18 protein-coding genes are annotated in these 19,789 nt (G+C 59.1%); 12 read left to right on the top strand and 6 right to left on the bottom strand.

Going from position 1 to position 19,789, the window contains the following annotated elements; all coding sequences use genetic code 11:
* Positions 1 to 11: 11 nt before the first annotated feature.
* The 5 genes from MTX78_RS13985 to MTX78_RS13965 all read left to right on the top strand — a co-directional run bounded on the left by MTX78_RS13985 (position 12) and on the right by MTX78_RS13965 (position 5,221).
* Positions 12 to 431, top strand: coding sequence for a DMP19 family protein (locus tag MTX78_RS13985; RefSeq protein WP_243795296.1), 420 nt, complete (start codon positions 12 to 14; stop codon positions 429 to 431).
* Positions 432 to 631: 200 nt separating this feature from the next.
* On the top strand, positions 632 to 2,230 hold the full coding sequence (locus MTX78_RS13980) for a protein adenylyltransferase SelO (RefSeq protein WP_243795294.1): 1,599 nt from the start codon (positions 632 to 634) through the stop codon (positions 2,228 to 2,230).
* Between the two features lie 187 nt (positions 2,231 to 2,417).
* Positions 2,418 to 4,004 (top strand): N-acyl-D-amino-acid deacylase family protein, encoded by a 1,587-nt coding sequence (locus tag MTX78_RS13975; RefSeq protein ID WP_243795287.1) that lies wholly within the window; start codon positions 2,418 to 2,420, stop codon positions 4,002 to 4,004.
* A gap of 58 nt (positions 4,005 to 4,062) precedes the next feature.
* A complete protein-coding gene (locus MTX78_RS13970; RefSeq protein WP_243795286.1) occupies positions 4,063 to 4,860 on the top strand; it encodes a HipA family kinase in 798 nt (265 codons plus the stop codon).
* Positions 4,838 to 5,221 carry a DUF3037 domain-containing protein gene (locus MTX78_RS13965; RefSeq protein WP_243795276.1) on the top strand — a complete coding sequence of 128 codons (384 nt, stop codon included), beginning with the start codon at positions 4,838 to 4,840 and terminating at the stop codon, positions 5,219 to 5,221. Before MTX78_RS13970 ends, MTX78_RS13965 begins: the two co-directional genes overlap by 23 nt.
* A 65-nt stretch (positions 5,222 to 5,286) precedes the next feature.
* On the opposite strand, the gene MTX78_RS13960 is transcribed toward MTX78_RS13965, so the two are convergent.
* Positions 5,287 to 5,916, bottom strand: coding sequence for a chloramphenicol acetyltransferase (locus MTX78_RS13960; protein WP_243795273.1), 630 nt, complete (start codon positions 5,914 to 5,916; stop codon positions 5,287 to 5,289).
* A gap of 102 nt (positions 5,917 to 6,018) precedes the next feature.
* Here MTX78_RS13960 and MTX78_RS13955 point away from each other — a divergent pair, with 102 nt between their 5' ends.
* On the top strand, positions 6,019 to 6,711 hold the full coding sequence (locus tag MTX78_RS13955; protein ID WP_243795271.1) for an HAD family hydrolase: 693 nt from the start codon (positions 6,019 to 6,021) through the stop codon (positions 6,709 to 6,711).
* A gap of 48 nt (positions 6,712 to 6,759) precedes the next feature.
* Positions 6,760 to 8,082, top strand: coding sequence for a leucine-rich repeat-containing protein kinase family protein (locus tag MTX78_RS13950; protein WP_243795270.1), 1,323 nt, complete (start codon positions 6,760 to 6,762; stop codon positions 8,080 to 8,082).
* Between the two features lie 160 nt (positions 8,083 to 8,242).
* On the opposite strand, the gene MTX78_RS13945 is transcribed toward MTX78_RS13950, so the two are convergent.
* From MTX78_RS13945 to MTX78_RS13935, 3 genes are all read right to left on the bottom strand, one after another.
* Positions 8,243 to 9,124, bottom strand: a complete 882-nt coding sequence (locus MTX78_RS13945) for a 3-keto-disaccharide hydrolase (RefSeq protein WP_243795268.1) — start codon at positions 9,122 to 9,124, stop codon at positions 8,243 to 8,245.
* Between the two features lie 72 nt (positions 9,125 to 9,196).
* Positions 9,197 to 10,426, bottom strand: a complete 1,230-nt coding sequence (locus MTX78_RS13940) for a multidrug effflux MFS transporter (protein WP_243795266.1) — start codon at positions 10,424 to 10,426, stop codon at positions 9,197 to 9,199.
* Positions 10,427 to 10,746: 320 nt separating this feature from the next.
* Positions 10,747 to 12,147 carry a TolB-like translocation protein gene (locus tag MTX78_RS13935; RefSeq protein WP_243795264.1) on the bottom strand — a complete coding sequence of 467 codons (1,401 nt, stop codon included), beginning with the start codon at positions 12,145 to 12,147 and terminating at the stop codon, positions 10,747 to 10,749.
* 263 nt (positions 12,148 to 12,410) lie between these two features.
* Here MTX78_RS13935 and MTX78_RS13930 point away from each other — a divergent pair, with 263 nt between their 5' ends.
* On the top strand, positions 12,411 to 12,773 hold the full coding sequence (locus MTX78_RS13930; RefSeq protein ID WP_243795262.1) for a hypothetical protein: 363 nt from the start codon (positions 12,411 to 12,413) through the stop codon (positions 12,771 to 12,773).
* A gap of 202 nt (positions 12,774 to 12,975) precedes the next feature.
* Here MTX78_RS13930 and MTX78_RS13925 read toward each other — a convergent pair whose 3' ends face one another.
* Together MTX78_RS13925 and MTX78_RS13920 are read right to left on the bottom strand one after the other, a co-directional pair.
* Complete coding sequence (locus tag MTX78_RS13925) at positions 12,976 to 13,458, bottom strand: DinB family protein (RefSeq protein WP_243795261.1); 483 nt, start codon at positions 13,456 to 13,458, stop codon at positions 12,976 to 12,978.
* Between the two features lie 57 nt (positions 13,459 to 13,515).
* Entirely contained in the window at positions 13,516 to 13,893 is a 378-nt protein-coding gene (locus MTX78_RS13920; RefSeq protein ID WP_243795253.1) for a GerW family sporulation protein, read from the bottom strand.
* Positions 13,894 to 14,423: 530 nt separating this feature from the next.
* Between MTX78_RS13920 and MTX78_RS13915 the strand changes: the two genes are divergently transcribed.
* The 4 genes from MTX78_RS13915 to MTX78_RS13900 all read left to right on the top strand — a co-directional run bounded on the left by MTX78_RS13915 (position 14,424) and on the right by MTX78_RS13900 (position 19,617).
* Entirely contained in the window at positions 14,424 to 16,181 is a 1,758-nt protein-coding gene (locus MTX78_RS13915) for a serine hydrolase (protein ID WP_243795252.1), read from the top strand.
* Positions 16,182 to 16,381: 200 nt separating this feature from the next.
* Positions 16,382 to 17,287 (top strand): helix-turn-helix domain-containing protein, encoded by a 906-nt coding sequence (locus MTX78_RS13910; protein ID WP_243795250.1) that lies wholly within the window; start codon positions 16,382 to 16,384, stop codon positions 17,285 to 17,287.
* A 170-nt stretch (positions 17,288 to 17,457) separates the two neighbouring features.
* Complete coding sequence (locus MTX78_RS13905) at positions 17,458 to 18,531, top strand: SDR family oxidoreductase (RefSeq protein ID WP_243795249.1); 1,074 nt, start codon at positions 17,458 to 17,460, stop codon at positions 18,529 to 18,531.
* A gap of 69 nt (positions 18,532 to 18,600) precedes the next feature.
* Entirely contained in the window at positions 18,601 to 19,617 is a 1,017-nt protein-coding gene (locus MTX78_RS13900) for an EthD domain-containing protein (protein ID WP_243795247.1), read from the top strand.
* Positions 19,618 to 19,789: the final 172 nt, after the last annotated feature.

Raw genomic sequence — 19,789 nt, 5'->3', positions numbered from 1 at the left:
AGGTGTAAGTAATGGAAGAATTCTACGAAGAATGGGACAAGCTCACGGAGCCTGCTCTCGACAAGCTGATAAGCAACCAAAGCAATTGGAGTGCCCTAACCGAACGGGAGCAAGAATTGGCGGCCATCTGGAAGCTGGAAATGGATATGCATAACGGAGGGTTTATCCAGTTCTTTTGCAACTGGGGCCACGAGGCGTATGTACTAGCACTGCGGGCCTTAACTGTCATTCAAGCAACCGAGGCTGCTCGCATTGTACAGGAAGCCTACCAGATACTAGTCCGTTTGGAAGACGACACGCGAATAAAGAAGCTGTGGGATATTCCCGAATTCCTCACCAAAAAAGAGTTGCGGGCCCTTGATGCGCTAGACAATGCGTATTGGGAAGACCCAAGCGAGGTGATGAAGCGCACCTGCGCATACTACCGCTAGACGGCAGCTTCGCAAGCTCAACGTTGGTGCAAAAGCCCCGCGCAATTTGCTGCTGAAGTGTGCGGTTTTATGGTCTAGCTTGACGAAAGAAGCGGAAACATGCGCGCCTAATCAGCGTTAGCCAACTTGCCGCGCACTGTCCGCGGCAACCGAAATCACTCTCTCTCTTTCCCACCAAGCACCCTAATTGCCCTTGAGTTATGGCCACACACGTTGAACCTCTAGAGCAAGTTACGTTTCAAAACTCCTTCGTGGAGGAGCTCCGCGGCGAGGTAGCCCCCAACAAGCTGCCGCGCCAAGTACCGGGCTACCACTATTCCCGTATTGACCCCACGCCCGTTGCCGATCCGCATTTGTTGGCCTGGTCCGATGACTTGGCGGCGTATCTGGGCCTCGACCGGCCTGCCGAGCGCGGCCTGGCGGTAGATGCCCTGGCTGGCAACCGAGTCACGGACAGCATGAAGCCGTTTGCGGCTCGTTACGGCGGGCACCAGTTTGGTAGCTGGGCCGGGCAGCTGGGGGATGGCCGGGCAATTTCGCTGGGCGAGGTAACCGCGGTGGATGGCTCCGGCTGGGAAATCCAGTTGAAAGGGGCCGGCCCTACGCCGTATTCGCGCCGTGCCGATGGTCGGGCAGTACTGCGTTCTTCTTTGCGCGAATTTCTGTGCAGCGAAGCCATGTACTACCTGGGCGTGCCTACCACCCGGGCCCTGAGTTTAGTGGGCACCGGCGACCAGGTGATACGCGACATGTTCTACAACGGCAATGCCAAGCCGGAGCCGGGCGCGGTGGTGGCGCGGGTGGCGCCCACCTTTATCCGGTTCGGCAACTTCCAGATTATGACGGCCACCGGCGAAATGGACAACCTGCGCGCCCTGGCCGACTACGTGATTCGCCACCACTACCCCGAGCTAGGGGAGCCGAGCCCCCAGGTGTATTTGCGCTGGTTCGAGGAAGTGTGCCGCCGCACCGCCGTTATGATTGCGCACTGGATGTCGGTGGGCTTCGTGCACGGCGTGATGAACACCGATAATATGTCTATCCTCGGCCTCACTATCGACTATGGCCCTTACGGCTGGCTGGAACCCTACGACCCCGACTGGACCCCCAACACCACCGACTTCAGCAGCCGCCGCTACGCTTTCGGGCAGCAGCCGCACGTCGGGCTCTGGAACCTGTACCAACTGGCCCGGGCCCTGGCGCCGCTGGTGGCCAATGTGGAAGACCTCAACATCGGTTTGGAGCTGTACCGCACCACCATGGCCACCACGCAGCACCAGATGATGATGCGCAAGCTAGGGTTGAACACCGAAGGTCAGGACGACCACCAGCTGATTGAGAGCCTGTATGAAGCCCTCGCGGAAGCAGCCGTGGACATGACCTTGTTCTTCCGGCACCTTTCGCACGTGGCTTCCGACCTAGTATCGAGCCCTGGCAACGAAGACGCTCGGTTCCAGGAGTTGTTGGCTGCTGCGGGCTACCCGGAGCTGTCAGGCCGCTCTCAGCTCTTGCTGGAATGGTTGTCGCGGTACGCTGCCCGTGTTCGGCAAGAACCCACCGGGTCCACGGCTATTCGGGAAGGAATGTTGCGCGTGAATCCGAAGTACGTATTGCGCAATTACCTGGCGCAGCAGGCCATTGAAGCCGCCGAAGCCGGCGACCTGTCCTTTCTGAACCGGCTGATGCAGGTACTGAAAACCCCCTACGACGAGCAGCCTGAGCACGACGACTTAGCCGCCAAGCGCCCCGCCTGGGCCAGTGACAAACCGGGTTGCGCTACGCTTTCGTGTAGTTCCTAACCACTAGTCATACGAACCGAGCGTAGAGACGCCACACTTGGCGTTTCGTTGTTGCGGATGGTGTTCACTAAGAACAATGCCAGCCGTTCAACGACGAAACGCTAGGTGTGGCGTCTCTACGCTTGTAAGCTGGTTAGCAAACCGTGCTATCTTTCCAGCAGGGAATTTTTACCAACTCCGGCTGGCTATGTGGCGTGTACTGATATTCTGGATGGGAGCTTTGTTGCTGGCGCAACCTGGCACGGCGCAGCAGCAACGCGCCGACCTGCTTATCCGCAACGGCCGCGTGCTCGACGGAACCGGCAACGCCTGGTTCTACGCCGATGTGGCTGTGCAAGCAGGCCGCATTTTAGCCGTTGGCCGGCTCCCGAAAGACTACCCCGCCGATACCGTCCTCGACGCCCGCGGTCTGATAGTAGCGCCCGGCTTTATCGACGTGCACACCCATATCGAAGACGACGAAGTACGTCAGCCCACCGCCGACAATTTCCTCTACGACGGCGTAACAACGGTTGTAACGGGCAATTGTGGTTCCTCGCGGCCCGATTTGCGTCGGTATTTCACTTTCCTTGATAGCCTGCACCTTTCCGTAAACGTGGCCTCGTTGGTCGGGCACGGGTCGGTGCGCAAAACCGTGATGGGCCGCGCCAACCGCGCCCCTACCGAAGCAGAGTTGGGGCAGATGGAAACCCTAGTGGAACAAGCCATGCAAGCCGGGGCCGTGGGCATGTCCTCGGGGCTGATTTATATTCCCGGAACCTACACCCGCACGCCGGAACTGGTGCGGCTGGCCCGCGTGGCAGCCCGCTACCGGGGTCTCTACGCCACTCACATGCGCAACGAAGGCGACAGTGTTCGGCAGGCCATTCAGGAAGCCCTGCTAATAGGCAAGGAAGCGAGTTTGCCGGTTGAAATATCACACCTCAAGCTGGGCGGCCAACAGAACTGGGGCCACGCCGACGACCTGCTAACGATGATAGAAACCGCCCGCCAAAGCGGCCAGGAAGTCACCATCGACCAGTATCCCTACACGGCCAGCTCCACCTCCCTCAGCACATTGCTCCCCGACAACGTGCAAGCCGACGGCCGCGACTCGTTGCGGATGCGGCTGGCCCGGCCCGCGGTGCGGTCGGCGGTGGAAGAGGCCATGGTGAAGCGCCTGCGGCAGAAAAAGCTGCGCCACTTCGGCTATGCTGTGGTGGCCAGTTTCCCCCCCGACCCGAGCTACAACGGCCTGAGCATCGAGGCCATCAACCAGCGCCGGGGGCGGCCCCACAAAGCCCGCGCCGAAGCCGCCACCATTTTAGACTTGGTATTGCAGCACGATGCGGGCATGGTGTTCCATGGCATGAGCGAGCTGGATGTGCAGCAGATTATGCGTTACCCCTTCAATATGGTGGCCTCCGATGCCAGCATCCGGGTGTGGCAGGAGGGCGTACCACACCCGCGCGGCTACGGCTCCAATGCCCGGGTGCTGGGCCGCTACGTGCGTGAGCTGCACATCATCAGCCTAGAGGAAGCCGTACGCCGCATGACCTCGCTGCCCGCCCAAACCTTCGGCCTCACCGACCGGGGCCTGCTGCGTCCCGGCCTCGCCGCCGACTTGGTGGTGTTCGACCCCAGTGAAGTGGCCGAGAAATCCACCTTCACCGAGCCGCACCACTACAGTGTAGGCATGCGCTACGTACTGGTCAACGGCCAACTAACCGTTCGGGAGGGGCAGCACACCAAGCGCCGAGCCGGGCAGGTGCTCTACGGCCCAGGTCGGCAGTAGCGCGGCAGCCACAGAAAATCCGTTCCGCGCTACAGAAATAAATACTCAATTTCGCGCTATGAAGTATAGTCCACCTGAACTGCGCACCGTGGAGGTGACGCGGTATGTGAAACCGTTGCGAGAAGGCGGCTCCCTGCCAGGCCTGGTAGAAGCCGAAGACGGGTTTTTGTACGTGCTTAAGTTTCGGGGAGCAGGGCAGGGGGCGAAAGCCCTGATTGCCGAGCTGCTGGCCGGCGAGTTGGCCCGAGCCCTGGGCTTGCGGGTGCCAGAAATCGTGTTCATTACCCTCGACGAAGCGTTTGGCCGCACCGAGCCCGACGAGGAAATCCAGGATTTGCTGCGGGCCAGCGAAGGCCTCAACTTGGCGCTGCACTACCTGTCCGGTGCCATTACCTTCGATGCCCTCGTGACCACCGTAGAGCCGCGGCTGGCCTCGCAGATTGTGTGGCTGGACTGCCTGATAACCAACGTGGACCGCACGCCGCGCAATACCAACATGCTGATGTGGCACAAAGAGTTGTGGCTGATTGACCACGGCGCAGCGTTCTACTTTCACCACGCCTGGCAGAATGTGGAAGAGCAAGCCCGACGCCCCTTTGCGCAAATCAAAGACCATGTGCTGCTGCCCCAGGCCTCGGAGCTGGCCGCCGTCGATGCCGAGTTTCGGGCCCTGCTGACGCCAGAGCACATCCGGGCTATAGTGGCGCTGATTCCCGATGAGTGGCTGCTGGGAGATACGCCGTTTCAGTCGACGGAAGCCCACCGCCAAGCCTACGTTCAGTTCTTAGAGACCCGCCTCGCGGCGTCTGAAATCTTTGTTGAAGCCGCGCAGCATGCCAGGAAAGCACTTGTTTGAGTACGCCGTGATTCGCGTGATGCCCCGGGTGGAGCGCGAGGAGTTTCTGAACGTCGGCATCATTGTGTACTGTGCCGCCCAGGGGTTTCTGCAAACTCGGTTCGAGTTAAACGAAACCCGGCTCTTGGCCTTTGCCGCCGACCTCGACCTGCCCGAACTGCACGAGCGGCTGCGGGCTTTCGAGCGGATTTGCGCGGGCCGCAAAGAAGGCGGAGTTATCGGGCAGCTACCCATTGCCTCCCGTTTCCGCTGGCTCACTGCCACCCGCAGCACCATCGTGCAAACCTCGCCCGTGCACCCCGGCCTGTGCCAAGATGCCGCCGACACCCTAGCCCGGCTACACACTGAACTGGTTGCGTAGAGCGGTGGTCTGGTTCTCGCAGCAGGCTCCAGACTTGCCACGGGAACCAGACCACCACACCGTACTTACGCGTTCAGGCGGCGCTGGAAGGCTTCTAGAAACAACCCGACATGGTAGGCGTCGCCGAGGCCGTGATGCAGGTTCACGGATACGGGCATGCGAAGGGTAGCGCCGTCCTGGTAGGTTTGACCCACTGAAATCTTGGGGGCGCTGTCGGGAAACTGGAAGCTGCGGGCGTGGGTGAGGCCCGTGAACCGCACCCACGGAATGGCCGAGAAGTGAATCACGTCGGGGCGGCCCGTTTGGTCGCTCAAGCGCAGGCCAGTGGCTTGCTGCACCGCCTCGATTTCCGCGTTGGCGCCGGTTACAAAATCAGCCAGGGAATCCTGCTGCTCGATGAATGAGAAACTGAACGTGCGGTCGGGGCGGCCGATGGTAGCCGAGGCGTGAATCCGGTCGTAGCGGTACACCTGGCCCTGCTCGATGCGGCAACGGAATTCCTCTACTTCGTTGGCGGCTTGCAGCGCACAGTGCAGATAATAGAGAAAGAACGAGACGTGCATTTGCTTGGCGGTAGCCAGTGCCGGCGTGCAGTCTACGTCGGCTACCAACCCAAAAAACGGTTCGTCGAATGCGGAAAAGAAGGTGAAATGTTCGCGGCGGGGCCACGTGTCCAAGTCGATTAGCTGCTTCATGGAACGCAAGTTCGGTAACTTTGCCCACACCTAAACCGTGCTGTGCGGCTAGTATGCTGGCATTAGCACGGGTGTTTTGCATTTCCTTAGCAGTTATTTCTTATGTCAACTTCCCGCCTGATAGCCTTTGATGCCGACGACACGCTGTGGCCCAACCAGCCCCACTTCGACCGCGCCGAAGCCGAGCTTTCCGCCGTGCTTACCCACTATGCCGATGCGGCTACTTTGTCTGACCGTTTCAACCAGGTGCACCGCCAAAACGTGCACCTGTTCGGCTACGGCGCCAAGTCGTTCATGCTTTGCATGATTGAAACCGTAATCCAGCTAACCAACGGTGCTGTAACGGGCACCGAAATCCAGCACATCCTGAATTGCGGCAAGCGCCTGCTGGATTTTCCCATCGAGCCGCTGCCTCATGTGGAAGCCGTGCTGTCGGAGCTTAAGGAGCGCGGCGAGGCCTTGATGCTGCTCACCAAGGGCGACCTGTTCGATCAGGAAAGCAAGCTGGCCCGCTCTGGCCTCGGGGATTATTTCGAGCACGTGGAAATCGTGAGCGAGAAAAACGAAGCCACCTACAGCCGTATTCTGGCGCGCTACCAGGTGCGCCCTGAGGATTTTGTGATGATCGGCAACTCGTTGAAATCTGATATTCTACCAGTGGCGCGCTTAGGTGCCCGGGCCATCTACGTGCCGTATCATACCACCTGGGTGTACGAGCAAGTGCCGGCGGAAGCGCTAACCGGCGTTACGTTTCAGGAAATTGCTTCCCTGGACGAAGTCCTGCAATACGTATAGGCGGCCAGCAAACCCCAGAACGTGGCCCCTGGCCCTACCTTTGCCTCCATGCACACCCTCGAACAACTCCGTACCAAACAACTGGCTGGAGTTCAGCGCCTCGATTTGTCTGATGGCCTCACCGAATTTCCACCGGAAATCTTCGACCTAGCCGATTCGCTGGAAATCCTGAATTTGTCTGGCAATGCGTTATCAACGCTGCCGGCTGACTTGTCCCGGCTGCACAAGCTACGCGTGCTGTTCTGCTCCGACAACCAGTTTACCGTAGTGCCTGAGGTGCTGGGCCAATGTCCGCAGCTCAGCATGGTTGGCTTTAAAGCCAACCAGATTCATACGCTGCCGGCGGCGGCCCTACCGCCCGCGCTGCGCTGGCTGATTCTGACCGACAACCAACTGCAAGAGCTTCCCGAAGAACTAGGTGCCAGCACCAACTTGCAGAAGTTGATGCTGGCCGGCAACCAGCTCCGCCACTTGCCCGCTTCTATGCAGGCTTGCACCAAGCTGGAGCTGCTCCGCATTGCCGACAACCAGTTCTCTGCCTTGCCCGCGTGGCTGCTGGCCTTGCCGCGGCTTTCGTGGCTGGCCTATGCCGGCAACCCGTTCAGCGAGCCCGCCGAAGCGGCAGCTGTAGCGGCCGATACCACCAGTACAATAGACTGGCACAGCTTAGCGCTCGAACAGAAGCTAGGAGAGGGCGCATCCGGCATTATTTACCAGGCACAGTGGCAGCAGCGCGGTGCGGCCCCGCGGCCCGTTGCCGTCAAGCTCTTCAAAGGGGCCCGTACCAGCGACGGCCTGCCCGGCAGCGAAATGGCAGCCTGCCTAAGCGCCGGAACGCACCCCAGCCTGATTGCGGTGGAAGGCAAAATCAGCGGCCACCCCGACCGTACAGATGGCCTCGTGCTGCAACTGATTGCTCCCTCGTTTGGCAACCTCGGAGGCCCCCCCAGCCTCGCCTCTTGCACCCGCGACGTGTACGCGGTGGGCACCTCATTTCCGCTTGATGTAGTGCTGCGCATTGCCCGCCGTATGGCCAGCGCGGCACAGCACCTGCACACCCGCGGCATCCTGCACGGCGACCTATACGCGCATAACATCCTAACCACCTCCGACGGTGAATGTCTCCTCGGGGACTTTGGCGCGGCTTGCTTTTTCTCGCCGGAACAGCAGGAAGAGGCGTTGTTGTTGCAACGCTTGGAAGTACGGGCTTTCGGCTGCCTGCTCGATGACTTGTTGACGCATTGCGCCGCGCCGGCCACGTCGCCCACCGTGCAGGCGCTGCTAGAGCTGCAACAGCACTGCATGCAGCCCACCGTTGCCGAGCGGCCGTTGTTCAAGGAAATTCAGGAAAGGCTAGCTGAATTAGGCTAAGTGCCTATCCAAATAGGCTGGAAAAGAGAACGGTCATGCTTGATCTGGCGTCCGCTTGTCGAAGCATGACGACTTGTTTTAAACGGGAAATGCAGAAAGCAAAGGGGTTGCTTATTTAAATAGGCAACCCCCTTTTGGTACTGGTTCGGTAAGGCCGAGCTTATTTGAAATACTGTGCGTACTCGGCCGGCATGGCGTCGAGGGGCTTGATCATGATGTTCTTGTAGAACACTTCGGCCGCTTCGCTTTGCAGCTGAATCTTGCCGTGGGTGAGCGGTTTGCTCTCACCGTTCACCACGTAGCGGGAGTTGTCCACGGCCAGTACCACGTGGCCATTCACGATGTGCACGCTTTTGCCGTTCACCTGAATCAGTTCCAGCTCGTTCCACTGGCCGTTGGGTACCTCGTAGTTGGCCGACGCCTGGCAAAAGCCGGGGCTGCCGTTGCCCATTTTCACTGGGGCCGCTTTGGGGTCGTACTTCAGAATATCCTGGCCTGGTGCTTTGGTAGCCCGGATATCAGCCGACGAATTGGCAATGCACCAGAAGTCACCCATGGCATTGCCGGCCGCATACTCCGACACCTGAAACTCTTGGCTGAGCATCCAGCTGCGCCAGTAGTCTACCCCGCACTCGCCTTGGCTGTTGTAGAGGATGCCGCTGTCGAGGGGCTCGTTGAGGCGGGGTATCCACTTCTTGTTGCCCCACTTCACTTTCAGCTTCAGGTCGTAGTTGGTGAAGTCCTGCTTGGTGAATACGCAGCCGTAAATCTCGCCACTGATGCGCAGCACCGGCTCGCCGTCCTGCATCACCACCGAAAAGACGTTCGCCTCATTTTTGTCGTAGCCGATGGGGGTGAGGGGCTTGCCTTGGGCGTCGGTGGGTTGCTGGCCTTTGTAGCCGTCTTTGTGCCGGTAGCTCTCATAGTTGCGCCACTTGCTCAGGTTTTTGTCGAGCAGGGGCACCCAGCCGTCTGGGGCTTTCGAGGCGGTGGAGGTAAGCAGTAGCGTAAAGCCGAGGGCAATAGCAGTAGTAGTTTTCATAGCTGCGAAGTGATTATTCGAAAGCTAAAGCTAGCAATTTCAGCATAGCCCTTCACTGCGGCCCCATTCCCCTTAGTGCACCGACTCGGCCAGCTGGCCTGCGGGCGCTTCTACCTGAACGGTTATTTGCTTGCGGCCAACCAGCAGAATCAGCAAAGCCAAAACCGACGCCCCGGCCATGACGGCCACCATGGGCACGGCCGTGTGGTTGTTGAGCACACTAACTGCCACCGAGGCCAAAGCGCCCATGCCCATGCGAATAGCGCCTAGAAGCGCAGAGGCACTGCCCGCATTTTTTTCAAACGGCGCCAACGACAGGGCCGACGTGTTGGGGCTGTTGAACCCTAAGCAGCACAGGAAAACAAACAGCAGCGCAACGGTGCCACCTAGCCCAATCCAGCCGTTCATGGTAAGCACCAGGAACACCAGGCTAGTTATTACCTGGCATATGAGGGAGGTGTACACCAATTGCTCGTTGGAAAACCGTTGGAGCATGACGCTATTCACTTGGCTCGCCCCGATAAGACCAACCGAGAGAAAGGCAAAGATCCAACCATAGGTTTTCCCATCGACCCCGAAAATATCCATGAACACCAGCGGAGAATCAGCCACGTAGGCAAAAAGCCCGCAAAACGCCATGGCGCCCGCGAAGGTGTAGGTGTAGAACTGCGGCTCCCGCAGCACCGACCAGAAACCGGTCAGGATGGGGAGGGGCTTCAGGGAGAGTGTGGTGTCGGGGGTGTAGGTGTCGGGCAGCCACAGCACGCAGGCAGCCAGCATGGCGGCGCCCATGAAGGCGAGGGTGATGAAAACACCTTGCCACCCGAAGGCTTCCGTGACGTAGCCCCCAATGGTGGGGGCCAGCATGGGGGAGAGGCCCACAATCAGCATGAGCGTGGCAAACACCTTGGCGCTGTCTTTCACCGGAAATAAGTCGCGCACCATGGCCACCGAAGCCACGCCCGCGGCGCAGCTTCCCACGGCCTGCACCAGGCGGAGCGCAATTAGCCCATCAATGGTGTGCACAAACGCGCAGCCAACGGAGGTAAGAATATAAATGCAGAGCCCAATGTAGAGCGGCTTCTTACGGCCAAACCGGTCGAGCAGGGGGCCATACAGGAGCTGGCCGGCCGAAATGCCAATAAAGAAGCTGGACAACGACAGCGCCACCCGGGCCGCAGTGGTGTGCAGGTCTTGGGCAATAGCCGGAAAGCCCGGCAGATACATATCAATGGAGAAGGGCCCGATTGCCGTGAGGCTACCCAGAATCAAGATGAGGGAAAGATACTTTTGCTTGGACATGGAATCAACGGAAAGCCTGGCATCAGCCAGGAAATGGGCAGTGCTTGTACACGGGTATAGCCTTGGAGTGTGCTGCCGCCACTTGGCGGGCGGCGGAACCAAATAGCGCGGATATAGATACTGTGCCGCGGTGGAAGCGGACACGCGCTACGCCGATACTCCCGAGCGGAGCTATTGCGAGACAGCAAAGGTACGCACAGGCCGCCGACAGGTTGGCACCCGCCGCTGCTTTACCGGCCAGGCCGGCTTAAAACAGGTAAAAACAAACCGCCCCGGCAGCAGGTGCAGCGGGGCGGGCGTAGGCAATAAGAAGCGGGGCGTTACTTGGCTGGTTCCGGATACTTGCGTTTCAGCCAGGCTTCCGGCACGGGCACGATGCAGATGTTCATCGAGCGGTTATCGGAGGAAAGCATGGCCGATTGGATTTGAATTTTGGTGCCGTCGGGGCTGAAGGTGGGGTGGGGGTGGTCGGCGGCGGTTTCTTTGTGGCCGGTGGTTAGGAGCAGCATCTCCCGGCTGTGGCGGTCAATCAGGTAGAGGCTGCGCGAGAAGTCGTCGCCGACGGCCCACCGGCCATCGGAGGAGCCGTGCACGTGCCAGAGGCCGCTACCGCTCGGGGTTTGGCCGGCAATGGTTGTTTCGCGGGTACGCAGGTTCACAATGGCTAAGCCGGTGGGCTTTTCGCGGGTGCCGGAAGGGCCCCAGGCGTTTTCCTGGCCGGGGTTGCGCTGGTCGGGGGTGGTAGCTTGGGCGCTGGTACTGGCCGTGGCGGTAGCTTCTTTGTTGAAGTTGATTTTGCGGTGGCCCATGAGGGCAATAGCCACTTCATCGGGCCCAATAACGGCTTCGTGCGTCACCCACTCGTAGTCGGCTTCCGGGTAGAGGGGGCGCAGGCCCGTACCATCGGCCAGTACCGTCCAGGTGCGTTGGGGCGACTTACCACCGGTTTCCCAGCAGAAGATAATCTCGCCGGGCACCCAGGGGTTGGTTTGCACGTGCCCAATCTGGAACGGCACCGATACCACGTGCTTGATGGCTCCGGTTTTGATATTCATGCTGCCCAGGCCGGCCGGGCCTGCGCCCATGTTGCGTGGGCCAAACGCACTCATCATTTTGGTGTCGGGGGGCAAGTGTTTGGCCGCTTCGGTTTTGCCTACCCGAAAGTACACCACTTCCTCGTTGCCATCGAGGGCCATGTCGCCGCCGGCTCCTATTTCGGGAGGCGTGGTGCCGCACACGCGCTGGTACACGCTGGCGGGCTTCATCTTGCCGGCTTTGCTGTCGGCGAACAGCTTAGCCAAGTCCACCTCCACAATCTGCACGCTACGCGGCACGTCGGCCTTCACCTCGGTGCTGCCCACGTTGCGCATAAAGTAGAGCTTCATCGACTTACGGGCAATATTGAGCATGCCAGTGTAGCCGCCTTCCGTTACTTGCACCATCTCGCCGGTCTTCTCGTTCACGGCCATAGCTTCCTTGGGTACGCGGCCCGAGCGGAAAATCAGCCACTGCCCATCGGAAGTCCATTGGTTGTGGGTTTGGTAGATTTTGGAGTCGCCTTGGGGCGTACTGGTGAGGAAGGTGAGCATAGTGCCCGTCACGGGGTCTTTTACCACTTTGCGCTCCGAGGGAAACCGGGTGCCAATCTGGGCAGAGGCTGGGGCTGCCAGCAGCAGAGTGGCGCTTAGCGCCGTTACGAGCAATGCAGAAGTTCTTTTCATAGTATGCGTGCTTGGGTCGGGTGGGTCACCGGCTCGCGGGGGCGTAGTAGCGTCCTGCTAACCAAGCATCTAAAGACGCCACAATGCCCTGCGGGTCCATCCTGCACCCTCCTGCTGACGGACGCTCAGGGGACGGGTTGAATTGCCGATGCCCGATTAGTGGGAAAGACCGGCTTGCACTGCGTAGAGCCTACTCAACCGCACCGCGCGCTCGTGCTATATCTTCGGCAGGCCTTACCCTAACTTCTTCCATAACTAATACCTTGCTGTACACCAATTGCAGCCCGCCGGACATGACAACAGAGCAGTTTGTTCAAGGATTTTACAGGGACAAGCAGTCTTTGCTTGAATTATACTTCAACAAAGAATCGGGAGATGCTGTCGCAACTCACCTGCAAGGGTTGAATTTGACAGAGGAACAGCAGGAGGCAATACGTCAACTGCTTGATATAGCGCTGACGGATGTATACTATTCCGTTCTACTCGGTTTAGAAGGAAGTGCATCAATAGGTGGTGTTCAAACCCGGTATCAATTGTTTGATAATGAAGGAAATACTCTCAACGACGGTGACATAGGCGGCTATGCGTGGCAGTATTTCCAAAACGATGGGTTAGAGGAAGAGTAACTAGTACAGGGAACCGAACCCGTTAACTGAGAACCAGAAGCTATAGGTGCGTTCCAGCTAGTCTGGTTGCCTAAGCGCAGCTACGGCTGCTCGCACCGACCTAGCAAACCTCCATTTTTCACTTTTTGCGCCTCACGTATTTTTTATCGCCAGGGCGCTGGAAAACAAACGCATACTCAGACGACGAGTAAGCGGGGAAGCGCTACTTCCAATCTTGCAGTAGGCGCCGTACTAGCAGAATTTGACCGGTGTGGTAGGAGTTATGGTCGGCAATAAGCAACGCTTCCCGGAACAGGGTTTGGCCGGTGCCGTGCGGGAAGAGGGCAAACAAGTCCTGCGCAGAATCTTCGAGCAAGGCAATGAACTGGTCCCGGTCGTTCCTGATTTGCTTTAGCGTCGCTTCCCAGCGGGCGGCGTCTACGGCGGCAACTGGGGCAGGCCAGTATGCATCGGGCCATTTCGGGGAGACATACGCCGGGTTGCGGCAGAATTCCAGAACGTCCCGCTGGTCAATCCGAATATGCTCAACTAATTGCCAGATGGAGTATGGCAGATTGGGCACCGTCTTGGTAAGCAGCGGCAACGGAATATCGGCGCAGGCTTCCTCGAATGAAATGTGCGCGTTGCCTTTCACGAGCAACAGCCGTAGCTCGGCAACGATGTTTTCGCGAGTGGTGGAGTCCATAGCAGCTAAGAAAAGGTAGGAGCGGCACCTGCCTAAACAGATGCCGCGCAGCGCAGATCAGGGCCGGGTGGCGCTTTTGTACCGGCCCGGCAACAGCTTCGGAACGCTACGGAGTAGCAGCAGCGCAACGATGCCACTCACGGCTACTAGCGGCACCACAGAACTTCGGATGGGGCGGAAGCGGGTGCGGCCCTGCGCTATTTCAATGTAGCCTACCGGCGTGATGGAAACGCCCGCCCCACCACCAGAGCCAGTTGCTTCGGCGCCATCGGTGCCGCCGCCCCCACCGAACCCGTACACGGCCCGGGCTACCGGAATGACCGTAATACCGTCTTGTTTCACTGGGGTGCCATACACCGTTTGAGCCGTTACGGCAGAGGTGAGCTGTTGCGCGAGGCGTTCAACTAACGAAGGAGAAGCGGTTGGAAGAGTCATAAGCAAGAAGAAAGGAGTTGGACCCCATACTAACCATTTCTTCCCAAACAGACATGCCGGCTCGTGTGTGTTGCGTGCAAGAAGACTCTCGGCGAGACGGTTGCTGCCCCCAGGCCGCTCAGAAAGTGCCATGAACTTAGCGCTACTACCACGTCTCGCATTGCCTCTCACAGCCCATAGCAGGCAAGCTGAAAACCGGTGTAGCGAACAGCCACTAGGTGCGCACAGCAACTGCCAGCTGACGCACCAAGTGCCCTGGTACTATTCTGCTATCTGCAAGTGAAAAAGAGAGGTGTATAAAATTTTTGTCTATTACTATAATTATACTTGATGATGTGCCTTTGTAATGACGTTAAGCGCTATGCACGAAAAGGAAAGTTTATATTTTATGAGGCATAATTGCTTTTGAAATACGGTGTAGTATGATAAAATTGCCATATCAACCAGAACTGTATTAGCGCAGATTTCGATGTGTTGACGGCCTTTTATCAGCTATTCATTTGAAGAAAATTTATACTCTACTATTCTTATTGCTTTCTTTAAACGTTAAAGCCCAAACGGGGGTGCCAGTACCCGAGTTCAAGCAATTTGAAGCTGCGATGCAGCAGTTTATGCAGCGGTGGGAAATAGCAGGTGCCTCGGTGGCCTTTGGGTCGGAGGACCGGCTGGTGTATGCCCGCGCGTTTGGCTATGCCGATATGGCCCGCACGCAGCCCATGCAGCCCTCGCACCTGCTGCGCGTGGCCAGCCTTTCCAAGCCGATAACGGCCATGGCCATCATGAAGCTGGTGGAACAAGGGCGTATTAATCTGGCCGGTAAAGCATTCGGACCGCAGGGCTACCTCCGTAGCGCCTATTACACCCGCTCCATCATCGACCCGCGCACCTACGACATCACGGTGCGGCAGCTACTAGAACATTCCGCCGGCTGGGACCGTCAAGTGGGGTGCGACGGGTACGGCAGCTGCGACCCTATTGATTTTCCGCTGCACGTGGCCCGCACGTTCGATGTGCCTAACCCAGTGGGTGATTCCACGCTGGTGCGCTTTCTGTTGGCCAAGAAACTCAACTTCACACCTGGTACGCGCTACGCCTATTCTAACATGGGCTATCTGGTGTTAGGCAAGATCATCGAGGCCGTGACGGGGCAGGGCTACGAAGCGTGGGTGCGCAACAACCTGCTGCTGCCCGCTGGCGCGCAGGAAGCTCACCTCGGCCGCAACCTGGCTACCAGCCGATTGGAGCGGGAAGCAGAATACGAAAGCCGGTATAAAGTGAAGGCCTGCAACGGCTCGGGCCAAGTGGTACCCGCCGCCTACGGTGGCTTTCACCTGGAAGCCATGGGTGCCCACGGTGGGTGGGTGTGCTCGGCCCGCGACCTGGTGCGCCTGCTGCTGGCAGTGGAAGGCAGTGCCACCCGCCCGGGCCTGCTAACCCCCACTTCCTGCGCTGCGCTGGTGGAGCCCTCGGGAGTGCCCTCAAGCTATGCCAAGGGCTGGTGGGTAAACAAAGCGGGCAACCGGTGGCATAGCGGCCTGCTCGACGGCACCGCCACCTACCTGGTACGCACGGCGGGCAAGTATACCTGGGCCATTCTACTTAATACCAGCCCCAATACGCCCGCTTTCTGGCAGGAACTCGATAGGCTGGGATGGGTGGCAGTACCGGGCGCGGCCAGCTGGCCCACCCACAGCCTGCTCTCGCCCACACTGAATGCCACTGCCCTTACCGCCACCCCCGATTCGGCGGGCGTATGGCTGCGTTGGACCCGCGGCAGCGGCACGCGCCGCCTGGTGCTCATGCGCGCCAATAACCCCGTTGATGCTTTTCCAACGGATGGCGTGCGTTACCCGGCGGCCCCCTTTGGAGAAGGCCAGCCATTGGGAGCAGACACGTATGTAGTAGCCGATGCAGCCACTGACTCGGTGTTTGTTCCTCGTTTGGATACCCGTCAGGCGTACCACATTCGGGTGGTGGAGTACGCCGATGATGCAGCTACTGCCTACCAACCCGTTTACACCCTGGATGGTAACCCGACCCTGGTGCTGGACCCGGCGGCCGCAGTGGCCCTCAACCTGTATCCGAACCCTGCGCACGAAGAATTGTCGGTGGCGGGTGCTACTACCTCTTTGTCTTACGAGCTCCTGAGCGTGCAAGGGCAGCACGTCGGCAATGGCTTGCTGCCACCAGGCGGCACTATTCCGGTAGTTGACTTGGTACCCGGCACTTACCTCATTCGTTTGCAGGCCCCCGAAGGCCCCGTCTCGCAACGGTTTGTAAAAGAGTAGCAACCAGCTAGCTGGGCTTCTGGAAGCTGCCTTGTAGGAGAAGCAGGTTGCTGTAACACCTGAAATCTGCCCGTAGCGCGGCAGTGGGTGCCGGGTAGTGGCCTCCAGATTTGGGGATTACCGAGTTCAAAAAATAGTTGGGGAAGTAACTCAGGCAACAGCGTCAGCAACCATTCCTGTTTTTTGGAGTTGTAGCAACCATGAGCACTTCGTTGATTCCAACTTTTCGGTTCGACAATTATCCGCAGGCGGAGGAGCCGGTTCAGTCGTCGGCGCCGCCTGAGGCGCTGGAACAGCTGGTAGTATATCGGCGGGAAGAAAAATTTGCCACTTGCCGCCAGCACATGGAGCAGCACCGGCGGCAGTTTTTCAAGTTGTCGTTGGTAGAACAGGGCGGCGGTACCTTCTACCTCAACGACGAAGAAGTGGTGGTAGCGCCCAACTCTGTCCTGCTCGTTATGCCGGGTACGGCGTTGCGCTGGCACCTGCACGACGAGCCCCAGACGGGTCTGTACTGCTTTTTCTCCACCGATTTCTACAATGCTGGCCTGTTGCCGAGCTATCAACTCCACGCGGCCCTAGCCGGCGCGGCCCCCTACGTATATCACGCCTGCACACCCACTGAATATGCCGCGCTCCGCCAAAGTGGCGAGCAACTTTTTGCCCAACAAGCCCGGCTAGAGAAAGCCCGGCTGTATTTGCGCCTCCTACTCACCGACTTGCGCGAATGGCAAGCAGCGCCTGCTACAGCCGGCGCCCCAGGACTATTGCCCGCGGTGGTACAGCAGTTTTTCCAGTTGGTGGAAGCTCGCTTGGCCGCCGGAGAGCCAGCCTTGCAGCTGGAATTCTACGCCGATGCCCTGTCGGTGACAACCAAGCACTTGAGCGCTTTGTGCCGCCACGCTATGGGCCGAAGCGCCGTGAGTTTGCTGAAAGAGAAAGTAGTTACGGAAGCGAAAGTGCTGCTGTCCGGTACGCAACTCCCCGTCGGCGACTTAAGCTACCGGTTGGGTTTCTACGACGTAGCGCACTTTTCCCGGTGGTTCAAGCAGGAGACCGGGCAAACGCCTTCGACGTACCGCACAGAGTGTGCAGCGTACAAATAGTTAGGCATTTTGTGCAAAGACAACAGAAACCGAGCTGGTAGCTTTGTTGGGCAACTTCAGTGAACCGAGCGCGCTAAGGCGTCTCGCTGCCCGTAGCAGTACGCCGCGGCAACTAACGTGCGGCCTATGCGGGTTGCTTGGATCCATTTCTCTTCTTCTGTCTGTCAAATATGAGTGTAGATAAAATTGCGTTGATTGTTGGTGCCAGCGGTATTGTGGGCAGCAACCTGGCCCAGGAGCTACTTAGCACCAACTGGACGGTGTACGGTTTGGCCCGCCGTCCGCCCCAGCACCTAGCTGGCCTGCACCCGGTTGCCGCCGACCTACTCGACCCAGCGAGCCTGGACGCTGCGCTGGCGGCCGTTAACCCGACGCACGTGTTCATCACCACTTGGATGCGGCAAGACACCGAGGTCGAGAACATCCGCGTAAACAGTGCGTTGGTGCGCAACATCCTAACGGCCCTTTCGCCGAAGAAAACTGTGCAGCACGTGGCGCTTGTAACGGGCCTAAAGCACTATCTCGGGCCGTTTGAGGCTTACGCCAAAGGAGGCACGCTGCCCCCGACGCCCTTCCGGGAAGAGCTGCCCCGCCTCGAAATCGAGAATTTCTACTACGCCCAGGAAGACGAGGTGTATGCTGCCGCCGCGCGCGACGGCTATACGTGGAGCATTCACCGTCCGCACACCATCATTGGCAAAGCGGTAGGCAACCTCATGAACATGGGCACCACGCTGGCCGTGTATGGCAGCATCTGCAAAGAAACCGGTCGGCCGTTTCAATGGCCTGGGTCGGAGGCGCAGTGGAACGGCCTTTCCGACGTAACCGATGCCCGCGTCATTGCCAAGCAGCTTGCCTGGGCCGCTACCACCGAAGCGGCGCACAACGAAGCTTTCAACATTGTGAATGGCGACTATTTCCGTTGGAGCTGGCTGTGGCCCCGTCTGGCTGCCTGGTTTGGGGTGGAAGCCCGTGGCTTCGATGGCACCGTGCACCCACTGGAAGAGCAGATGGCTGAGGATGCCGCGGTGTGGCAGAAATTGGCGTCTCGGCATCAGCTTACCGTGCCGGACCTAAGCCAATTGGCCTCGGCCTGGCATACCGACTTGGATCTGGGCCGTCCGCTGGAAGTAATGACCGATATGTCGAAGAGTCGCAAACTTGGATTCCACGTGTACCAACCAACCGAGGAGTCGTTTATTGACTTGTTTGCGCAACTGCGGCAAGACCACATCATTCCTTAACGTCTAGCTGAAAGCCCAGGTACTGCACGTGTCTGGGCTTTTTGCTTGTTCCTACACCACGCTACTGCTATGCCTACCCCCTTCAACCCCGCCGAGGATGCTTCGGCCGACAACCGCCACCGGCCGCCGTACCGGGCCAGCTACCACACCACCGCTGAGCCCCTGATTGTCACGCCCACCTTCCTGACGCGGGCCGATGCCACGCCCCAGGCAGAACGGCCCCTCGACGAAGGCGCCACCCGCAGCCGCCACGGTAACTCTCTGGAAAACCCCGACGCGGAGCCGGCGGAAATAGCGTTGGAAGCCAACCCTAACCTCGCTTTCGAGCACTGGGATGAATATTGGCGCAAAGTGCACGGACCCAAATTCGCCTACGAAGAGCCAGGCAGCACCTCGGAGCCAGTGTTGCGCTACGACCAGGTGCACCGTATTTCCGCGGGCCCTTCGTCGTACTTCCGGCCGCCCTACCACGCCATGACCGAGGCCGACCACAAGCTGGTGGCCGACCCCCACGCGCAGGTACCCACCTACCAGCGTCCGCGCTGGGATGGGTTTGCCTACATAGCCTATGCCAGCGAGGCCGACATCAACCGGGTGCTCAAGCAGCCGCAGTACGACAAGCGGGTGGTGGCCGACGAGCAAACGGCGTTCCGCATGGTAACGCGCTCTATCACCCGCGAATACATCCTGCTCCCCAGCGCCACCCACCGCGACCCTATTTGCTTGGTGAAGATTCATTACCGGCAGCCAACCCTTTCGCGCGAGGCGTTCCAGGAGCGGTTGTTGCACCAACACGCCGAAGTGGTGCTGGGCCAGGCAGCCACGCACACGTACGTGCGGCGCTACGCGCAACTACACAACATCGGCTCCACCCAACCCGACCCGGAGGGCAGCCTGATGGATGCCATTTCGGTGTTGTCGTTTGCCAGCATGAACGATGTGGAAGACTTCCTCGTCACGGCCGGGTACGGAGCCATTGAGGCCGATGAGGCGTCGTTCATGGATTTGGGTCGGTCGGAATTCTGGACGGGGCTTACCTATAGCGTCATCAATCGGCTGCTGCCTGAGCTGCCAACCCGTTATTAGCTAGTTGGTTGCTTGGCTTTTTGATGCTGCTGCGCCGATCAGGATAAACCTGATCGGCGCAGTTATTTTAACAGATGGCTTACGAGCGGAAGCTATAGGATAGGGGAGAGGCACGCCGGCGCCTCATGCGTTCCGTGCTGATTTCAGAACCTGGTCTCGGTTGGCTGGGTAG

This window comes from Hymenobacter tibetensis (assembly GCF_022827545.1).
In the GTDB taxonomy this organism is placed as follows: Bacteria; Bacteroidota; Bacteroidia; order Cytophagales; family Hymenobacteraceae; genus Hymenobacter; species Hymenobacter tibetensis.
The sequence above is the reverse complement of the archived record's forward strand: the minus strand, read 5'-3'. Positions and strand labels throughout refer to the sequence as shown.

Coding starts and splice junctions, on each gene's coding strand:
- MTX78_RS13910 (WP_243795250.1), top strand. CDS start 16,382: ATGAGCACTTCGTTGATTCCAACTTTTCGGTTCGACAATTATCCGCAG.
- MTX78_RS13925 (WP_243795261.1), bottom strand. CDS start 13,458: ATGGACTCCACCACTCGCGAAAACATCGTTGCCGAGCTACGGCTGTTG.
- MTX78_RS13935 (WP_243795264.1), bottom strand. CDS start 12,147: ATGAAAAGAACTTCTGCATTGCTCGTAACGGCGCTAAGCGCCACTCTG.
- MTX78_RS13940 (WP_243795266.1), bottom strand. CDS start 10,426: ATGTCCAAGCAAAAGTATCTTTCCCTCATCTTGATTCTGGGTAGCCTC.
- MTX78_RS13905 (WP_243795249.1), top strand. CDS start 17,458: ATGAGTGTAGATAAAATTGCGTTGATTGTTGGTGCCAGCGGTATTGTG.
- MTX78_RS13970 (WP_243795286.1), top strand. CDS start 4,063: ATGAAGTATAGTCCACCTGAACTGCGCACCGTGGAGGTGACGCGGTAT.
- MTX78_RS13945 (WP_243795268.1), bottom strand. CDS start 9,124: ATGAAAACTACTACTGCTATTGCCCTCGGCTTTACGCTACTGCTTACC.
- MTX78_RS13950 (WP_243795270.1), top strand. CDS start 6,760: ATGCACACCCTCGAACAACTCCGTACCAAACAACTGGCTGGAGTTCAG.
- MTX78_RS13900 (WP_243795247.1), top strand. CDS start 18,601: ATGCCTACCCCCTTCAACCCCGCCGAGGATGCTTCGGCCGACAACCGC.
- MTX78_RS13980 (WP_243795294.1), top strand. CDS start 632: ATGGCCACACACGTTGAACCTCTAGAGCAAGTTACGTTTCAAAACTCC.
- MTX78_RS13955 (WP_243795271.1), top strand. CDS start 6,019: ATGTCAACTTCCCGCCTGATAGCCTTTGATGCCGACGACACGCTGTGG.
- MTX78_RS13920 (WP_243795253.1), bottom strand. CDS start 13,893: ATGACTCTTCCAACCGCTTCTCCTTCGTTAGTTGAACGCCTCGCGCAA.
- MTX78_RS13960 (WP_243795273.1), bottom strand. CDS start 5,916: ATGAAGCAGCTAATCGACTTGGACACGTGGCCCCGCCGCGAACATTTC.
- MTX78_RS13965 (WP_243795276.1), top strand. CDS start 4,838: ATGCCAGGAAAGCACTTGTTTGAGTACGCCGTGATTCGCGTGATGCCC.
- MTX78_RS13975 (WP_243795287.1), top strand. CDS start 2,418: ATGTGGCGTGTACTGATATTCTGGATGGGAGCTTTGTTGCTGGCGCAA.
- MTX78_RS13985 (WP_243795296.1), top strand. CDS start 12: ATGGAAGAATTCTACGAAGAATGGGACAAGCTCACGGAGCCTGCTCTC.